A 14,824-nucleotide genomic window follows, 5' to 3' on the forward strand; every position below is an offset into this window, starting at 1 on the left:
AGGAATACCGCGTCGACGGCATGCCGCCCGAGATCGAGAAGCTGTGGGAGCAGGGGATCGCCTGGCTGAAGGAGGCCGGCTGCGAGATCGTCGAAGTCAGCCTGCCGCACACCAAGTACGCCCTGCCGGCCTACTACATCATCGCGCCGGCCGAGGCCTCGTCGAACCTCGCCCGGTACGACGGCATGCGCTACGGCCTGCGGGTCGACGGCGCGAATCTGACCGAGACCTACGAGAACACCCGCGCCGAGGGCTTTGGCGCCGAGGTGAAGCGCCGGATCCTGATCGGCACCTACGTGCTGTCGGCAGGGTACTACGACGCCTACTACCTGAAGGCCCTGAAGGTGCGCCGGCGCATCGCCGACGACTTCGACCGGGCCTGGCAGAAGGTCGACGCCCTGCTGACGCCCACCGCGCCGTCGGCCGCCTTCGCCCTCGGCGAGAAGTCGGACGATCCGGTGGCGATGTACCTGAACGACATCTTCACGGTGACGGTGAACCTGGCCGGACTGCCGGGCATGAGCGTTCCGGCCGGCGTGGACGCCAACGGCCTGCCGCTGGGCCTGCAGCTCATTGGCCGCAACCTGGACGAGGGCACGCTGTTCTCGCTGGGCTCGGCCATCGAGAAGGCGGCCGATTTCCGCGCCAAGCCCCAGAAATGGTGGTGAGAAATTCCTCCCCTTCGGGGGAGGTGGCTCGCCGCCCGGCGGCGAGACGGAGGGGGTCCTCAACGGTCGGATCGGACCCCCTCAGTCAGCTTCGCTGACAGCTCCCCCGAGGGGGGAGCAATGTCGCTGGACTCTACTGGATCTTGTCGAACTCGGCCTGCAGTTCCTTGAGCTTGGCGTCGTCGAGGGCGCCCTGGCTCATCGGGGCGACCTGGCTGAGGGTCATCGTGCCGATCTGGTCGTAGAACTGCGGGATCTGCGGCAGGGCCTTCTCGAGGGCGGCCTTGGCCTTCTCGTTCTTGATGAGCTCGCCGATGGGCGTGGTCTCGACCGAGATCTTGCCGGCGGCGGGCGCGGCGGCCGCAGCGTGGTCCTTGTGATCGTCTTGCGCGAAGGCGGGCGCGGCGACCGCGGCCACGGCGAGCGCGGCGGCGAGGGCGATAGTCTTCATTGGGTGTTCCTTTTCCCCGGTCTTAGCGCCGTTAAGACGCGCCGAACTTTGAGGCCAATTCCGGGCATTTGCGCAAGAGGGCTTCTGCGCCCGCTTCCCGTCTCGCGCGCGTAGCGCTAGTACCGCGGCATGAACGACACGACGCACGCCAAGCAGATTCAGGGCCGGACCGGCCCGTGGGAAATGGTCCTCGGTCTCGAGGTCCACGCCCAGGTCGCCTCGAACGCCAAGCTGTTCTCGGGAGCCGCCGTCGGCTTCGGCGCCGGGCCCAACGCGCAAGTCAGCCTGGTGGACGCGGCCATGCCCGGCATGCTGCCCGTCATCAACCGCCACTGCGTCGAGCAGGCGATCCGCACGGGCCTGGGCCTGAAGGCGAAGATCAACGAATGGTCGCGCTTCGACCGGAAGAACTATTTCTATCCGGACCTGCCGCAGGGCTATCAGATCAGCCAGTTCAAGGACCCGATCGTCGGCGAGGGCGAGGTGATCGTCGAGCGCGACGACGGCTCCACCTTCACCGTGCGCATCGAGCGGCTGCACCTGGAGCAGGACGCCGGCAAGAGCCTGCACGACCAGGACCCCAACTACACGTACGTCGACCTGAATCGGGCCGGCACGGCGCTGATGGAGATCGTCTCGCGCCCCGACATGCGCACGTCGGAAGAGGCCGCCGCCTATGTGAAGAAGCTGCGGACGATCCTCGTCTACCTGGGCACCTGCGATGGCGACATGGAGAAGGGCAACCTGCGGGCGGACGTGAACGTCTCCGTCTGCCGCCCCGGCGCCTACGAGAAGTACCGCGAGACCGGCGACTTCAGCCACCTGGGCACCCGCTGCGAGATCAAGAACGTGAACTCGTTCCGCTTCATCCAGCAGGCCATCGAGTACGAGGCGCGCCGCCAGATCGAGATCCTGGAGGACGGCGGCAAGATCGACCAGGAGACCCGCCTGTTCGACACGGTGAAGGGCGAGACGCGGTCGATGCGCTCGAAGGAAGAGGCGCACGACTACCGCTATTTCCCCGACCCCGATCTGCTGCCGCTGACGCTGGACCCGGCGTGGATCAAGCGCATCGAGGCCGACCTGCCCGAACTGCCCGACGCCAAGAAGGCCCGGCTGCAGTCGCAGTACGGCCTGTCGGCCTACGACGCCGGCGTGCTGATCACCGACCAGGCCCGGGCCGACTTCTACGAAGCCGCCGCGAAGGGGCGCGACGCCAAGCTGGTGGCCAACTGGGTGACCAACGACCTGGCCGCCAAGCTGTCGGCCGGCGGGATCGACATCGCCGACTCGCCCATTAAGCCGGCGGCCATCGCCGAGCTGGTCCAGTTGATCGAGGAGGGGGTGATCTCCTCCAAGATCGCCAAGGACGTCTTCGAGCGGATGTGGGCGGGCGAGGGCGCGGCGGGCGAGATCGTCGAGAAGCAGGGCCTGAAGCAGGTCAGCGACACCGGCGCGCTGGAGAAGATCATCGACGACCTAATCGCCGCCAACCCCGGCCAGGCCGCCCAGGTGAAGGAGAAGCCCCAGGCGATCGGCTGGTTCGTCGGCCAGGTGATGAAGGCCACCGGCGGCAAGGCCAACCCCGGCGTCATCAACCAGCTCCTGAAGGCGAAGCTGGAAGGGTGAGCGCTAATCCCTCCGCGTCAGGGGAGGGATGATCTCTAGTCCACGCGGTCGAAGATCCGGCCGCTGCCCATTTCCACGAGGGCGAAGCCGCCGCCCATGCGCACCCAGGCGTAGCCGTGGGGCGGCGGGCGCAAGCGGTAGCGGCGGTAGTCCTCGACCACCTCGCCGCGGTAGCCGTCGGGGATGTAGCCGCGACGCACGCCGGGCGTGGGCCGCATGTAGCTGGGCCGTGGGCCCTGCATGTAGTTCGGTCGCGGCTGCTCGACGTAGACGGGCGGGGGGTCGTCGTAGGCGCGGCGCTCGTCGTCGCGGCGGCGATCTGGCGCGTAGCGCGGCGGCTCGATGCGTTCCCAGCCGCGCGCGCCCCGGCGGCCGTCGCCCCGCCGCTCTTCACCCCGTCGCTCGTCGCCGCGATCTATCCAGCCCCGGCCGCGGCCCTCGGAACGCTCCGCGCGCCCACGGCCCTGGTCGCCGTCGCCGGCGAAGGCCGGGGAGGCCAGGGGCGCCCCGGCGGCCAGGCAGGCCGCCGTCGCCAAAGTGAGCAGCAGACGCTTCATCTTGCCCGCACAGTCGCCGAGATTGGCTGAACTCTCCCTGAACGCGGCCTGGGGCCGCCACGACATCTAGGCCGGAACGCCGCGGCGCGGAAAGCGGCGATGCCGCCGCAACGCGTTCGCCGACCGGGTGCGGTCGAATGTCCCAGGCCGGTTTCCTGACGATTCGACAACGGCGGCCTTAACCATGTGTTCAGTCCGAAGTTGGTTTTCTTCCCTCGCGGACGGTTGAAGTCTCGAAAAGCGAGGCGGCCGGGCCGATGAGGATAGAAACCATGCTGGCGAGCATCGACATGAAGTCCGACGCCCTGCCGCTGCCGACTCCGGACGCGACGGGCGACGAGTTGTTCCGTATGGGCCTGCTGTATTCGACGGGCCAGGGCGGCGCGCCGCTCGACTACGTCTCGGCGCACATGCTGTTCAACCTGGCCGCGATGCGCGGTTCGGTCGAGGCCAAGGTATACCGCAAGGAAATCGCCGGCGAGATGCCGTCGGAAGACGTGGCCGAGGCCCAGCGCCAGGCGCGCCAGTGGTTGGCCCAGGGCTGATCGCCTGACAATCGCCGCAGGGTCGGGCTCGGCGAGCTTGGCCATCGGCGGTTGTCACAATAACATCGTTATTCGCCACTGGAGGCGAATCGATGGGCGAGCATCCTGGACTGGGGCTGAACCGCGCCGCGCTGGCCGGCCTGCTGCCGATCCTGCTCGTCAACGACGCGGCGATGATGGCGCTGCACGAGGCCTATGCGCGCACGGTCGACCACCTGCCGACCTTCCTCGCGCTCCACGACCCGCGCTTCAGCCTCTCCTACGACGGCGGCGTCGCCGAACGGGTCGAGTACCTGAAGTCGGCCGCCACCGTGATCGCGCTGGCCGTCTGCGCCCGCCGCGAGCAGACCCGCCTCTTCTGGGCCCTGGCCGCCGTCCACCTCTGGCTTCTGCTCGACAACGTCTTCCGGCTGCACGAGCGGGCCGGCTACCTCGCCGGACTGCTGGTCGCGCCCGACGGCGGCCTGACGCTCAGCTCGCGCGACCTGGGCCAGCCGCTCGCCTTCGCCGCCATCGGCGCGGGCCTGGCGCTGCTTCTCTGGCGCGCTTGGCCGCCACGGCCCGATCTGCGGCGGCTCGGCGGCCTGATGATCCTCGCCGCCGCCAGCATCGCGGTCTTCGCGGTCGGCGTGGACACGCTGCACGCCAGCGCCCTCGGGCCGATGTTCGGAGACCGCTTCTGGGTCCTGCTGGAGGACGGCGGCGAGACGGTGGTCCTGTCCCTCAACTGCGCCCTGGCGGTGGCCTTCGCCCTGTCACCCTACCGGGCGCCGCAGCAAACCGCATCGGACCCGCTAGGCAGAGCGGCTTCCGTCCGCTAAGAACCGCCCTCCCGCGGGCGCTGCGCCGTCCGCGAGCCGGTGACGTGGCCGAGTGGCTGAAGGCAACGGTTTGCTAAATCGTCATACTCGAAAGGGTATCGAGGGTTCGAATCCCTCCGTCACCGCCATCTCCTTCCCGGGCCGGCCGGGAGGTTCCCGATGATCCGCGAAACCTTCGAACGGGCCGTGGCCCGGCAGCGGCAGGGGGACTTGGCCGGCGCCATCGCCGGCTACCGCCGATGCCTCGAACTCGATCCCAGCATCGCCGTCGCGCGACATAACCTGTGCGTCGCCCTGCTGACCGCAGGCGAGCTGGAGGAGGGCTTCGCGCTCTACGACCTGCGCTTCGGCGCCGGCCGCCAGCCGGTGCGCAAGCCGGCGCTTTCGTTTCCCGAGTGGTCCGGCGAGCCGGTGTGGGGCCGATCGATCCTGATCTGGCCCGAGCAGGGGGCCGGGGACCACATCATGTTCGCCCGCTTCGTGCCCGAGTTGGTCCATCGCGGCGCGCGCGTGACGATGCTGGTCCCGCCGACGCTGGCCCGGCTGTTCGCGCCGCTGCCGGCGACGATCCTGGTGGCCGAGGGGCGTGTCAGCATCCCCACCCACGACTTCTGGAGCATGGCCGGCTCGCTGCCGGGCAAGCTGGGCGTCGGCCTGGCGAACCTGCCGGCCGACCGCTACCTGCCCGACGCGCCGCGCGGGGTCGGCATCGGGATCATGGCGCGCGGCAACCCGGCCCACGGCGCCGACCGCGACCGCTCTCTGCCGCCGGACGTGGCCGCCCGCCTGCTGGCGCTGCCCGGGGCGCGCAGCCTGCACCCGGACGACACCGGCGCGCGCGACTTCGAGGCCACCGCCGGGATCGTGCGCGGCCTGGACCTTGTGATCTCGGTGGACACCTCGGTGGCCCATCTGGCGGGAGCCATGCACAAGCCCACCTGGATCCTCCTCCAGGCGCAGGACCCGGACTGGCGCTGGATGCGCGACCGTACGGACAGTCCCTGGTACCCGACCGCGCGGCTCTTCCGGCAGCCGGCGCCCGGCGACTGGGACAGCGTCCTCAACGAGGTCGAGGCGGCGCTGCGGGCCCGCCGGGCGGCCGCCTGATTTCACTTGTATGACGCCGGGTCCGGCGGTGTGGTCTGGCGGCGCGGCCGCGTCAGACGGCCGGGACAGGGTGGACCAGGTGAAGGCTTACGACCTCGTCATCGTCGGCGGCGGCATCGGCGGCTCCGCGCTCGCGACCGTCATGGCCCGGGCCGGGCGATCGGTGCTGCTGCTGGAGCAGTCCGAGGCATACCAGGACCGCGTGCGCGGCGAGTGGATCGCCCCGTGGGGCGTGGCCGAGACCCAGACGCTGGGCCTGTACGACCTGTTGCGCGAGGCCGGCGGTCACCACCTCGCGCGCCACGTCACCTTCGACGAGCACAAGGACCCCGCGGCGGCGGAGGCCGAAGCCCTGCCGCTGGGCATCTTCCGGCCCGGCGTGCCCGGGCCGCTGTGCCTGGGCCACCCGAAGCATTGCCAGACCTTGTTCGACGCCGCGGGCGCGGCGGGCGCCGACACGCGTCGCGGCGTCCGGGTGGTCTCCCTGAAGACGGGGGAGGCGCCGTCGGTGGTGTTCGAACAGGACGGCCAGCTCCTGGAGGCCGCCGGTCGGTTGCTGGTGGGCGCGGACGGGCGGACGTCGATGGTCCGCGAGGCGGCCGGGATCGTCCTGCACCAGGACGAGCCGCACCACTGGTTCGCCGGCCTGCTGATCGAGGGCGCCCCCGGCTGGGACGACGACCTCCAGGCCATCGGCACCGAGGGCGACTTCGGCTTCCTGGCTTTCCCGCAGGGCGGCGGTCGGATCCGGCTGTACGGCGGCTACGCCCTGGACCAGGCGCGCCGCTTCAAGGGCGAGGACGGCCCGCGCCGCTTCCTCGACGCCTTCGCCATGCGCTGCGCGCCGGTCAACCGCCACATCGTGGAGGGCCGCCCCGCCGGCCCGCTGCTGAGCTACGTCAACGCCGACGCCTGGACAGACGAGCCCTTCGCGCCGGGGGTCGTGCTGGTCGGCGATGCGGCGGGGTGGAACGACCCGATCCTGGGCCTCGGCCTGTCGATCACCTATCGCGACGTGCGCATCGTCAGCGACATCCTGAAAGCCTCCGACGACTGGTCGCCCGCCGCCTTCGCGCCTTACGCCGAGGAGCGCGCCGAGCGGCTGCGACGCCTGCGCTTCGCGGCCAAGCTGCAGTCGGCGCTGGACATGGAGTTCGGGCCGCAGGCCGAGGCCCGCCGCCGCCGCTACCACGAGCAGGGCGCGGCCGATCCGACGCTGAAGCTGCACGGCGTGGCGGTCATGGCGGGGCCCGAGCTGGCGCCGCCAGAGATCTTTACCGAGGCCCACTGGGCGCGGGTGGTGGGCTGACGCTGGAGAGCACGATGGACATCGCCGACTACAACGCCCGCTGGCTCAAGGCCTGGACCGACAAGGACGTGGACGCCCTGTGCGCGTTCTACGCCGAGGACTGCGTCTATCGGGACCCGCAGACCGCCGGCGGCCTGAGCGGAAATGCGGCCTTGCGCGGGTACCTGACAGGCCTGTTCGCCGCCACGCCGCCCATGACCTACACGCCGGACGAGGTGTGGCCGATCCCAGGCGGCTTCTGCGGGCGGTGGTACTGCGAGATCGGCGAGGGCGGGGCGGGCGGACGCCTGCGGGGCTTCGACCTCGTCATCCTGGACGGCGACCGCATCGCGCTCAACGAGGTCTACGTCCACCAGATGCCCGCATGAGCGCCGTCTTGACCAAACCCGACATCCGCCGTCCCGGCGACATCGACGTCGCGTGGCTGACCGCCGTCCTGCAGGGCGCCGGCGTCGACGCCGTGGTGTCCGGCTTCGAGGCCAAGAACGTGGGCACCGGCCAGATCGGCGAGAGCGTCCGCTTCCGCCTCCGCTACGAGCGGGAAGGCGAGGGCGCCCCGGCGTCCATCGTCGGCAAGTTCCCGTCGCCCGACGAGACCAGCCGCGGCACGGGCATCATGCTGGGAAACTACCTGCGGGAGGTCCGGTTCTATCAGCAGCTCGCCCCCCGCGCCCAGGTGCGGACCCCGCGCTGCTGGTTCACCGACACAGACGAGACGGGCGGCGCCTTCGTCCTGATGATGGAGGACCTCGCCCCGGCCGAGCAGGGCGACCAGCTCAAGGGCGTCAGCCTGGATCAGGCGCGCCTGGTCGTCGAACAGGCGGCACGGTTGCACGGCTCATTCTGGGGCGACGAGGGCCTGGACGAGCTGTCGTGGGTGCAGGGCTCGAAGGCCGCGCCGCCCAGCGCGGTGACGCCCGAGCTGGTCAGCGGCCTCTGGCAGGGCTTCCGCGCCCGCTATGCCAATCGGCTGCAGCCGCACTGGATCGAGGTGGGCGAGGCGCTGACCAGCCGCTGGCAGGACTTCCACGCGCGGGAGCCGGGGCCGCGCACGCTGGCGCACCACGATTTCCGCCCCGACAACATGATGTTCGGCACGCCCGCCGGCGGTCATCCCGTCACCGTCCTGGACTGGCAGTCGTTCACCTACGCGCCCGGTGCGACCGACGTGGCCTACTTCCTGGCCGGCGCGTTGCCGCCCGACGTGCGCCGCGCCCACGAGGCCGAGCTGCTGGCCCTCTATCACGCGGAGCTGACCCGCCTGGGCGTCACGGGCTATTCGATGGACGACCTGCGCCGCGACTACGGCGTCGGCGCCTTCCAGCTCTTCCTGACGGCCTTCTTCGCCTCGATGGTGGTCATCCAGACACCGCGGGGCGACGACATGTTCATGCAGATGCTGGGCAGCGCGGCGGACCACATCCTGGACCACGACGCCCTGAAGGCGCTGGCCTGACGCTACGTCAGAATTACCGCTGGTAACTGATCATCGATCAGTTATCCTCCCGCGCAAATACGCAGGGGGGGTGGAAACCAGGAATGACGATCGAGCACTTCGACGTGGTGATCGTGGGGGCCGGGCTCTCGGGGATCGGCGCAGGCTATCACCTGAAGACCGCGTGCCCGGACCGCAGCTATGTGATCCTGGAGGGCCGCGACGCCATCGGCGGCACCTGGGACCTGTTCCGCTATCCGGGCATCCGCTCGGACAGCGACATGTACACCCTGGGCTACGCCTTCAAGCCGTGGACCGAGGCGAAGGCCATCGCCGACGGTCCGTCGATCCTGAACTATGTGCGCAAGACCGCGTCCGAGAACGGCATCGATCGCCACATCCGCTACAATCACATGGTCAAGCGCGTGAGCTGGTCCACAGAAGCGGCCGCCTGGACCGTCGAGGCCGAGGTGGCGGGCAAGGTCACGACCTTCACCTGCAACTACCTGTTCCTGTGCGGCGGCTACTACTCGTACGAGGGCGGCTACACGCCGGAGTATCCGGGCGTCGAGAGCTACAAGGGCCGCCTGGTCCACCCGCAGAAGTGGCCCAAGGACCTCGATTATTCTGGCAAGAAGGTCGTGGTGATCGGCTCGGGCGCCACCGCGGTCACGCTGGTGCCGGAGATGGCCAAGACCGCCGCCCACGTCACCATGCTGCAGCGCTCGCCCACCTACGTCGTCAGCCGGCCGGCCGAGGACAAGATGGCCAACAGCCTGCGCAAGTGGCTTCCGGGCAAGCTGGCCTACGACATCGTCCGCTGGCGCAACGTGCTGTTCGGCATGTACTTCTTCAAGATGGCCCGCGAGAAGCCGGCGGCCGTGAAGGCCAACATCCTGAAGATGGTCCGCGAGCAACTGGGCCCCGACTACGACGTCGATAAGCACTTCACGCCCACCTACAATCCCTGGGACCAGCGCCTGTGCCTCGTGCCGGACGCCGACATGTTCCAGCAGATCAAGTCGGGCCGCGCGAGCGTGGTCACCGACCACATCGACACCTTCACCGAGAGCGGCATCCGCCTCAAGTCGGGCGAGGAGCTGGAGGCGGACGTGATCGTCTCGGCCACCGGCCTTGTCCTGGAGGTCTGGAACGGCATCGAGGTCAGCGTGGACGGCCGCAAGATCGATGCGTCCCAGACGCTGTCGTACAAGGGCATGATGTATGAGGGCGTGCCGAACATGGCCTCGGCCTTCGGCTACACCAACGCCTCGTGGACGCTGAAGTGCGACCTGACGTGCGAATACGTCTGCCGCGTGCTGAACCACATGAAGAAGACGGGCCTGCGCCAGGCGACGCCGGTCAACACGGACCCGACGGTGACGTTCGAACCGTGGCTCGACTTCTCGTCGGGCTATGTCCAGCGGGCGATGGCCAAATTCCCCAAGCAGGGCAACAAGGCCCCGTGGCGGCTGGACCAGAACTACGCCAAGGACCTGATGAACCTGCGCTACGCCAAGCTCGACGACGGCGTCCTGCGGTTCACCAACCCGGCGGGGCAAGCCGCCAGGACGCCGGAGAAGATCGCGGCCTGATCGCGCTGGTCTTCGGGCGCACCCCGCATTACGAATGTAATCCGTAGTGTCGCGGAGCGTCCCAGATGGATCGAGTGCGCAGGCGCCGGCTCACCACCGGCCAGAAGGTGACGATCGCCGTCGCCGCCGTGGTGGCGGTTGCGCTGCCGGGCTGGTTCCTGGTCCAGAGCTATCTCGGCAAGCGCGAGGCGGCGCTGTTCCTGGCCAGTGAGGCCCGGGTCAGCGGCGCGCCTTGCCCCAGCCTGACGAAAGCCCAGTTCCAGGCGCGGGGGCTCAAGGCGCCCAAGGCGACCTACTACGAGGGCGTGATCTTCGGCCGCCAGTTCGGCCACATGGAATGCCGCTCGCTGCGGTATGGCGGTGGGTGGGGGACCAAGGTTTATCCCGTCTGCCAGTTCACCAGCCCGAAGTCGCTGAAGGTCACGACGCCGAAGGGCGAATGGTACTTCGCGCCCGGCCCAGGCCAGCCGGCGACCGTCGGCGCGCCGCACGGCGAGGCGCAGTGCGTCATGGCCTCGAACTTCACGATCGGGAAGCTGGTGGGCGACTGACCCGTTCAGAAGAAGAGGAACTCGCCGGCCTCAGCAGGCGTGGCAGTCGGCGAGGCCGTGGTCCGGCTTCGGGACGGGGGCCTCTGCGCCGCCCGCGCCGCCCCGGGGACGACGCGACGTGACGAAGTGGCCGAAATCCGAGGGAGGATTGCGGGTGGTCCACGCCTTGGGCCGCGAAAGCTGAGCCTTCAGGCGCGACAGGAGGTCGTCGAGGCTCTCATCAGAGCCGGTCAGATCCTGGCGGAAACTGCGCTCTTGCATGGGCAGGTCTTATACGCCCTTCAGGCGAGTGATTCCACTCCGCCGGCGCCCTACAGTGGCCAGGCTGCTCACGAGTTCGAGAAGAGGGAAGGGAGATTACGTGAAGCTCTACACATCGGTCGGACCCAATCCGCGCGTGGTGAAGATGTTCCTGGCCGAGAAGGGCATCGACGTCGACCGCATCGAGGTCGACCTGCGGGGCGGTGAGAACCGCCGGGAGCCCTACATGGCCGTCAATCCGGCCGGACAGACCCCGGCGCTGGCGCTGGAAAGCGGCGTGAACCTCACCGAGATCACCGCCATCTGCGAATATCTGGAAGAGATCACGCCCCATCCGCCGCTGATCGGGACCAACGCCGAGGAGCGGGCGCAGACCCGGATGTGGACCCGGCGGGTCGACCTCAAGATCTGCGAGCCCATGGCCAACGGCTTCCGCTTCGCCGAGGGCCTGCCCCTGTTCGAGAACCGCATGCGCTGCCTGCCCGAGGCGGCGCCGGGGCTCAAGGCGGTGGCCCAGGACGGGCTGGCATGGCTGGAGGCGAACTTCCAGGGCCCCTGGGTCGCCGGCGGCCGCTTCACCCTGGCCGACATCCTGCTGTTCGCCTTCCTGGACTTCGGCGCCGTGGTGGGCCAGCCGCTCGACCCGAAGTTTGCCAAGGTCTCCGACTGGTTCGCCCGCGTGAAGGCCCGACCCAGCGCGGCCGCCAGCGCTTGACACCAAACCGCCGCTGAGGGGTTTGCGGCTCATGCCCAGTCCTCCAGCGGCGGCCGTCGCGGCCGATTCCGACACCGACGCCCACCCCGCGCCCGGCGCGCCGCCGGACGGGCTGCCCACGCCGCGCCGCTACTGGTCCGTCGCCGCGATCTGGCTTGCCATGACCATGTCGGTGCTGGACGGCGCGATCGCCAACGTCGCCCTGCCCACCATCGCCCGTGAGCTGAACGCCAGCGCCGCGTCGTCCATCTGGATCGTCAACGCCTACCAGCTCGCGATCACCGTGACGCTGCTGCCACTGGCGGCCCTGGGCGACCGTCTGGGCTATCGACGGGTCTACATGGTCGGCCTGGCGGTGTTCACCCTGGGCTCGTTGGGCTGCGCGCTCTCGCAGACCCTGGAGGAGCTCACCGCCGCCCGCATCCTTCAGGGCCTGGGCGCCGGCGGGATCATGAGCATCAACTCGGCGCTGGTGCGCTTCACCTACCCCAAGCGCCTGCTCGGCCGGGGCATCGGCCTCAACGCGCTCGTCATCTCCGTCGCGGCGGCCATCGGCCCGACCGTGGCCTCCGCGATCCTGACGCGCGGCACGTGGGAGTGGCTGTTCGCGATCAATGTGCCGATCGGCGTGCTGGCCATCGCCATCGCCGCGCGCGCCTTGCCGCGGACGGTGGGCTCGGCCCGGCCGTTCGACTGGGTCTCGGCGGTCCTCAACGCCGTAGCCTTCGGCTTTCTCATCCTCGGCGCCGAGAGCGTGGCGCGTGAGGGGCTCGCTGCGGGGCTCTGGAAGCTCGCCGTCGGGGCGGTCGCGGCCGTCATCCTGGTGCGCCGCGAGCTTCGCCTGGACGCGCCGCTCGTGCCGTTCGACCTGCTCAGGATTCCGATCTTCGGCCTGTCGATCGCCACGTCGGTGGTCTCGTTCGCGGCGCAGATGACGGCCTTTGTGGGCCTGCCGTTCTACTTCCAGACGGTGATGGGCCGCAGCGCGGTCGAGACGGGGCTCTTGATGACGCCTTGGCCGCTGGCCGTGGGCGTGGCCGCGCCGCTGGCCGGGCGGCTAGCGGACCGCTACCGGGCCGGCGCGCTCGGCGGCGTGGGTCTGACCGTGTTTGCGGCGGGCCTCTTCGCGCTGGCGATGATGCCGCAGGATGCGTCGGACCTCGACATCGCCTGGCGGATGGCGCTGTGCGGGCTGGGCTTCGGCTTCTTCCAGTCGCCCAACAACCGAGCGATGGTGACCTCGGCCCCGATGCACCGCAGCGGCGCGGCCGGCGGGGCGCTGGCGACCGCACGCCTGCTGGGCCAGACGGCTGGGGCGGTCACCACCGCGGTCTTCTTCCACGTCGCCGGCACCCATGCGACGACCACGGCGCTGGCTACGGCCGGTGTCCTGGCCCTGTTCGCCGCCCTGGTCAGCCTCTCGCGCCTGAAGCTCGCGCCGCGGCCACGCCCGGAGCCGCTGGACCGGCCATCGGACGTCGCCGCCGGGCCTTAGCCCACTTTCCGGTCGCGGCCTTCCCAGTAGGGCTTGCGCAGCTCGCGCCGGAGCACCTTGCCAGACGGGTTGCGGGGCAGGGCGTCGATGAAGTCGACGGTCTTCGGCGCCTTGTAGCCGGCGATCCGCTCGCGGGCGTAGGCGATGATCGCGCCCGGATCCGGCTCCTGGCCCGCCGCGCGCACGACGATCGCCTTCACCGCCTCGCCCCACTTGTCGTCCGGAACGCCGATCACCGCGGCGTCCGCGACGCCCGGACAGCCCAGGATCGCGTTCTCGACCTCGGCCGGATAGACGTTCTCCCCGCCCGACACGATCATGTCCTTCACCCGGTCGTGGACAAAGAAGAAGCCGTTCTCGTCCATGAAGCCGGCGTCGCCCGTGCGCAGCCAGCCGTCGGGCCGGATGGTCTCGGCGGTGGCGTCGGGACGGTTCCAGTAGCCAGCCATGACGATGGGGCCTCGGATCTCGATCTCGCCGATCTCGCCCTGCGGAACCTCGTTGCCGGCCTCGTCGGCGATCCGGGTCTCCAGCGTCGCCCAGGGCCGGCCGCAGGAGCGCAGCAGCTCGCCCGTGTGTTCGGCCGGCGCAAGCGTCGTGCCCGCGCCGGTGGTCTCGGTCATGCCGTAGAACTGGATGAAGCCGCAGCCGAACGTCGCCGTCGCCTTGGCCAGCACCGCCTCCGAGATCGGCGAGGCGCCGTACGAAACGGTCTTAAGGCTGGAGAAGTCGGCGTTCTCCACGCCCGGCGTCTGCAGCAGCGCATTGATCATCACGGGCGCGAGGAACACGTGCGCCACACGCTCCCGCCCGAAGGCGTCCAGCACGGCCTGCGGGGCGAACTCGGCCTGCAGCACGATCCGCCCGCCGGCGGCCAACCCCGAGAAGCTGATGTTCGTCCCCGCCACGTGGAACATCGGCATCAGGATCAGCACCGTGTCGTCGGCTGCGTACGAGAAGCCGTCCACCAGGTGGCGCAGCTTCAGGAACGCCTCGTAGTTGGCGTTGCACAGGCGCACGCCCTTGGGCAGCCCGGTCGTACCCGAGGTGTAGAGCTGCAGCACGTCGTCGCTGGACTTGGGCGTCTCCAGCGTCGGGACGGGCGCGGCGTCGCGCAGGGCCGTGTAGCTCGCGAACGCCGGATGCTCGCCGCCGACCGCGATCACCTTCACCGGCCGGTCCGCATGCTCGGCGACCGTCGCGGCGCAGTCGAAGAACTCGGGCGTCACGAAAAAGACGTTGGCGCTGGAGTCCTTGAGGATGAAGGCGATCTCCGGGACGGCGAGGCGTGAGTTGATCGGCGCGAAACAGGCGCGCGCCTTGGCGGTCCCGAAGAAGATCTCGTACCAGGCCTCGGACGGGCGCCCCAGCCACGCCACCCGGTCGCCCGGCTTGACCCCCGCCGCCTGCAGCAGCCCGGCCACCTGGGTCGAGCGGCGGTCGAGCTCGGCATAGGTGAGGTCGCGCCCTTCGAAGTGAACCGCCACCCGCTCGCCGCGGTCGCGGCCGTGGACCGTGGGGATGTCCGTGAGGGTCTTGATGGGGTCGTCGAAGGTCATGGCCCGGCTGTCTCGCTCCCCCAAGCCATCGTCGCAGCGACGATGGCTCAGGCATTTTTGTATGTCGCGGCCATTTCCTTGAAAGGGCCGGGGCGGGCTGTTTCGCCCGTCACGCCGCGATTGCTA

General features: G+C 69.7%; 16 protein-coding genes and 1 tRNA gene. 13 read left to right on the forward strand and 4 right to left on the reverse strand.

What is annotated here, in order from left to right; genetic code table 11:
* Window positions 1-668: amidase family protein (locus tag Q0L11_RS15445; protein ID WP_296598390.1), on the forward strand; the 668-nt coding region annotated here is incomplete at its 5' end.
* Between the two features lie 133 nt (window positions 669-801).
* Here the strand turns inward: Q0L11_RS15445 and Q0L11_RS15450 are convergent.
* Window positions 802-1,119 carry a hypothetical protein gene (locus Q0L11_RS15450; protein WP_296598391.1) on the reverse strand — a complete coding sequence of 106 codons (318 nt, stop codon included), beginning with the start codon at window positions 1,117-1,119 and terminating at the stop codon, window positions 802-804.
* 129 nt (window positions 1,120-1,248) lie between these two features.
* Between Q0L11_RS15450 and gatB the strand changes: the two genes are divergently transcribed.
* Window positions 1,249-2,748, forward strand: coding sequence for an Asp-tRNA(Asn)/Glu-tRNA(Gln) amidotransferase subunit GatB (gene gatB / locus Q0L11_RS15455; RefSeq protein WP_296598392.1), 1,500 nt, complete (start codon window positions 1,249-1,251; stop codon window positions 2,746-2,748).
* A 35-nt stretch (window positions 2,749-2,783) separates the two neighbouring features.
* Here gatB and Q0L11_RS15460 read toward each other — a convergent pair whose 3' ends face one another.
* On the reverse strand, window positions 2,784-3,305 hold the full coding sequence (locus Q0L11_RS15460; RefSeq protein ID WP_296598394.1) for an RcnB family protein: 522 nt from the start codon (window positions 3,303-3,305) through the stop codon (window positions 2,784-2,786).
* A 272-nt stretch (window positions 3,306-3,577) separates the two neighbouring features.
* On the opposite strand from Q0L11_RS15460, the gene Q0L11_RS15465 reads away from it, so the two are divergent.
* The 9 genes from Q0L11_RS15465 to Q0L11_RS15505 all read left to right on the forward strand — a co-directional run bounded on the left by Q0L11_RS15465 (window position 3,578) and on the right by Q0L11_RS15505 (window position 10,668).
* On the forward strand, window positions 3,578-3,850 hold the full coding sequence (locus Q0L11_RS15465) for a sel1 repeat family protein (RefSeq protein WP_296598395.1): 273 nt from the start codon (window positions 3,578-3,580) through the stop codon (window positions 3,848-3,850).
* 92 nt (window positions 3,851-3,942) lie between these two features.
* The gene (locus tag Q0L11_RS15470; protein WP_296598396.1) at window positions 3,943-4,671 is read left to right on the forward strand and encodes a hypothetical protein; all 729 of its coding nucleotides are present in this window, start codon (window positions 3,943-3,945) and stop codon (window positions 4,669-4,671) included.
* 38 nt (window positions 4,672-4,709) lie between these two features.
* Window positions 4,710-4,799: transfer RNA gene (locus Q0L11_RS15475), tRNA-Ser, on the forward strand.
* A gap of 31 nt (window positions 4,800-4,830) precedes the next feature.
* Entirely contained in the window at window positions 4,831-5,778 is a 948-nt protein-coding gene (locus Q0L11_RS15480) for a hypothetical protein (protein ID WP_296598397.1), read from the forward strand.
* Window positions 5,779-5,848: 70 nt separating this feature from the next.
* Complete coding sequence (locus Q0L11_RS15485; RefSeq protein ID WP_296598399.1) at window positions 5,849-7,087, forward strand: FAD-dependent monooxygenase; 1,239 nt, start codon at window positions 5,849-5,851, stop codon at window positions 7,085-7,087.
* A gap of 14 nt (window positions 7,088-7,101) precedes the next feature.
* Window positions 7,102-7,455 carry a nuclear transport factor 2 family protein gene (locus Q0L11_RS15490; RefSeq protein ID WP_296598401.1) on the forward strand — a complete coding sequence of 118 codons (354 nt, stop codon included), beginning with the start codon at window positions 7,102-7,104 and terminating at the stop codon, window positions 7,453-7,455.
* Window positions 7,452-8,543 (forward strand): phosphotransferase, encoded by a 1,092-nt coding sequence (locus Q0L11_RS15495; protein WP_296598402.1) that lies wholly within the window; start codon window positions 7,452-7,454, stop codon window positions 8,541-8,543. The genes Q0L11_RS15490 and Q0L11_RS15495 overlap by 4 nt, the downstream gene beginning before the upstream one ends.
* An 83-nt stretch (window positions 8,544-8,626) precedes the next feature.
* Entirely contained in the window at window positions 8,627-10,117 is a 1,491-nt protein-coding gene (locus tag Q0L11_RS15500; RefSeq protein WP_296598403.1) for an NAD(P)/FAD-dependent oxidoreductase, read from the forward strand.
* Between the two features lie 65 nt (window positions 10,118-10,182).
* Window positions 10,183-10,668 carry a hypothetical protein gene (locus tag Q0L11_RS15505; protein WP_296598404.1) on the forward strand — a complete coding sequence of 162 codons (486 nt, stop codon included), beginning with the start codon at window positions 10,183-10,185 and terminating at the stop codon, window positions 10,666-10,668.
* Between the two features lie 30 nt (window positions 10,669-10,698).
* Here Q0L11_RS15505 and Q0L11_RS15510 read toward each other — a convergent pair whose 3' ends face one another.
* Entirely contained in the window at window positions 10,699-10,929 is a 231-nt protein-coding gene (locus Q0L11_RS15510; protein WP_296598405.1) for a hypothetical protein, read from the reverse strand.
* A gap of 100 nt (window positions 10,930-11,029) precedes the next feature.
* Here Q0L11_RS15510 and Q0L11_RS15515 point away from each other — a divergent pair, with 100 nt between their 5' ends.
* Together Q0L11_RS15515 and Q0L11_RS15520 are read left to right on the forward strand one after the other, a co-directional pair.
* Entirely contained in the window at window positions 11,030-11,644 is a 615-nt protein-coding gene (locus tag Q0L11_RS15515; RefSeq protein ID WP_296598406.1) for a glutathione S-transferase family protein, read from the forward strand.
* A 31-nt stretch (window positions 11,645-11,675) separates the two neighbouring features.
* A complete protein-coding gene (locus tag Q0L11_RS15520) occupies window positions 11,676-13,139 on the forward strand; it encodes an MFS transporter (protein ID WP_296598407.1) in 1,464 nt (487 codons plus the stop codon).
* Here Q0L11_RS15520 and Q0L11_RS15525 read toward each other — a convergent pair.
* Complete coding sequence (locus Q0L11_RS15525; RefSeq protein ID WP_296598408.1) at window positions 13,136-14,698, reverse strand: long-chain-fatty-acid--CoA ligase; 1,563 nt, start codon at window positions 14,696-14,698, stop codon at window positions 13,136-13,138. The genes Q0L11_RS15520 and Q0L11_RS15525 overlap by 4 nt on opposite strands.
* Window positions 14,699-14,824 lie beyond the last annotated feature (126 nt).

The organism is Phenylobacterium sp. (assembly GCF_024508875.1).
Classification (GTDB): Bacteria; Pseudomonadota; Alphaproteobacteria; order Caulobacterales; family Caulobacteraceae; genus Phenylobacterium.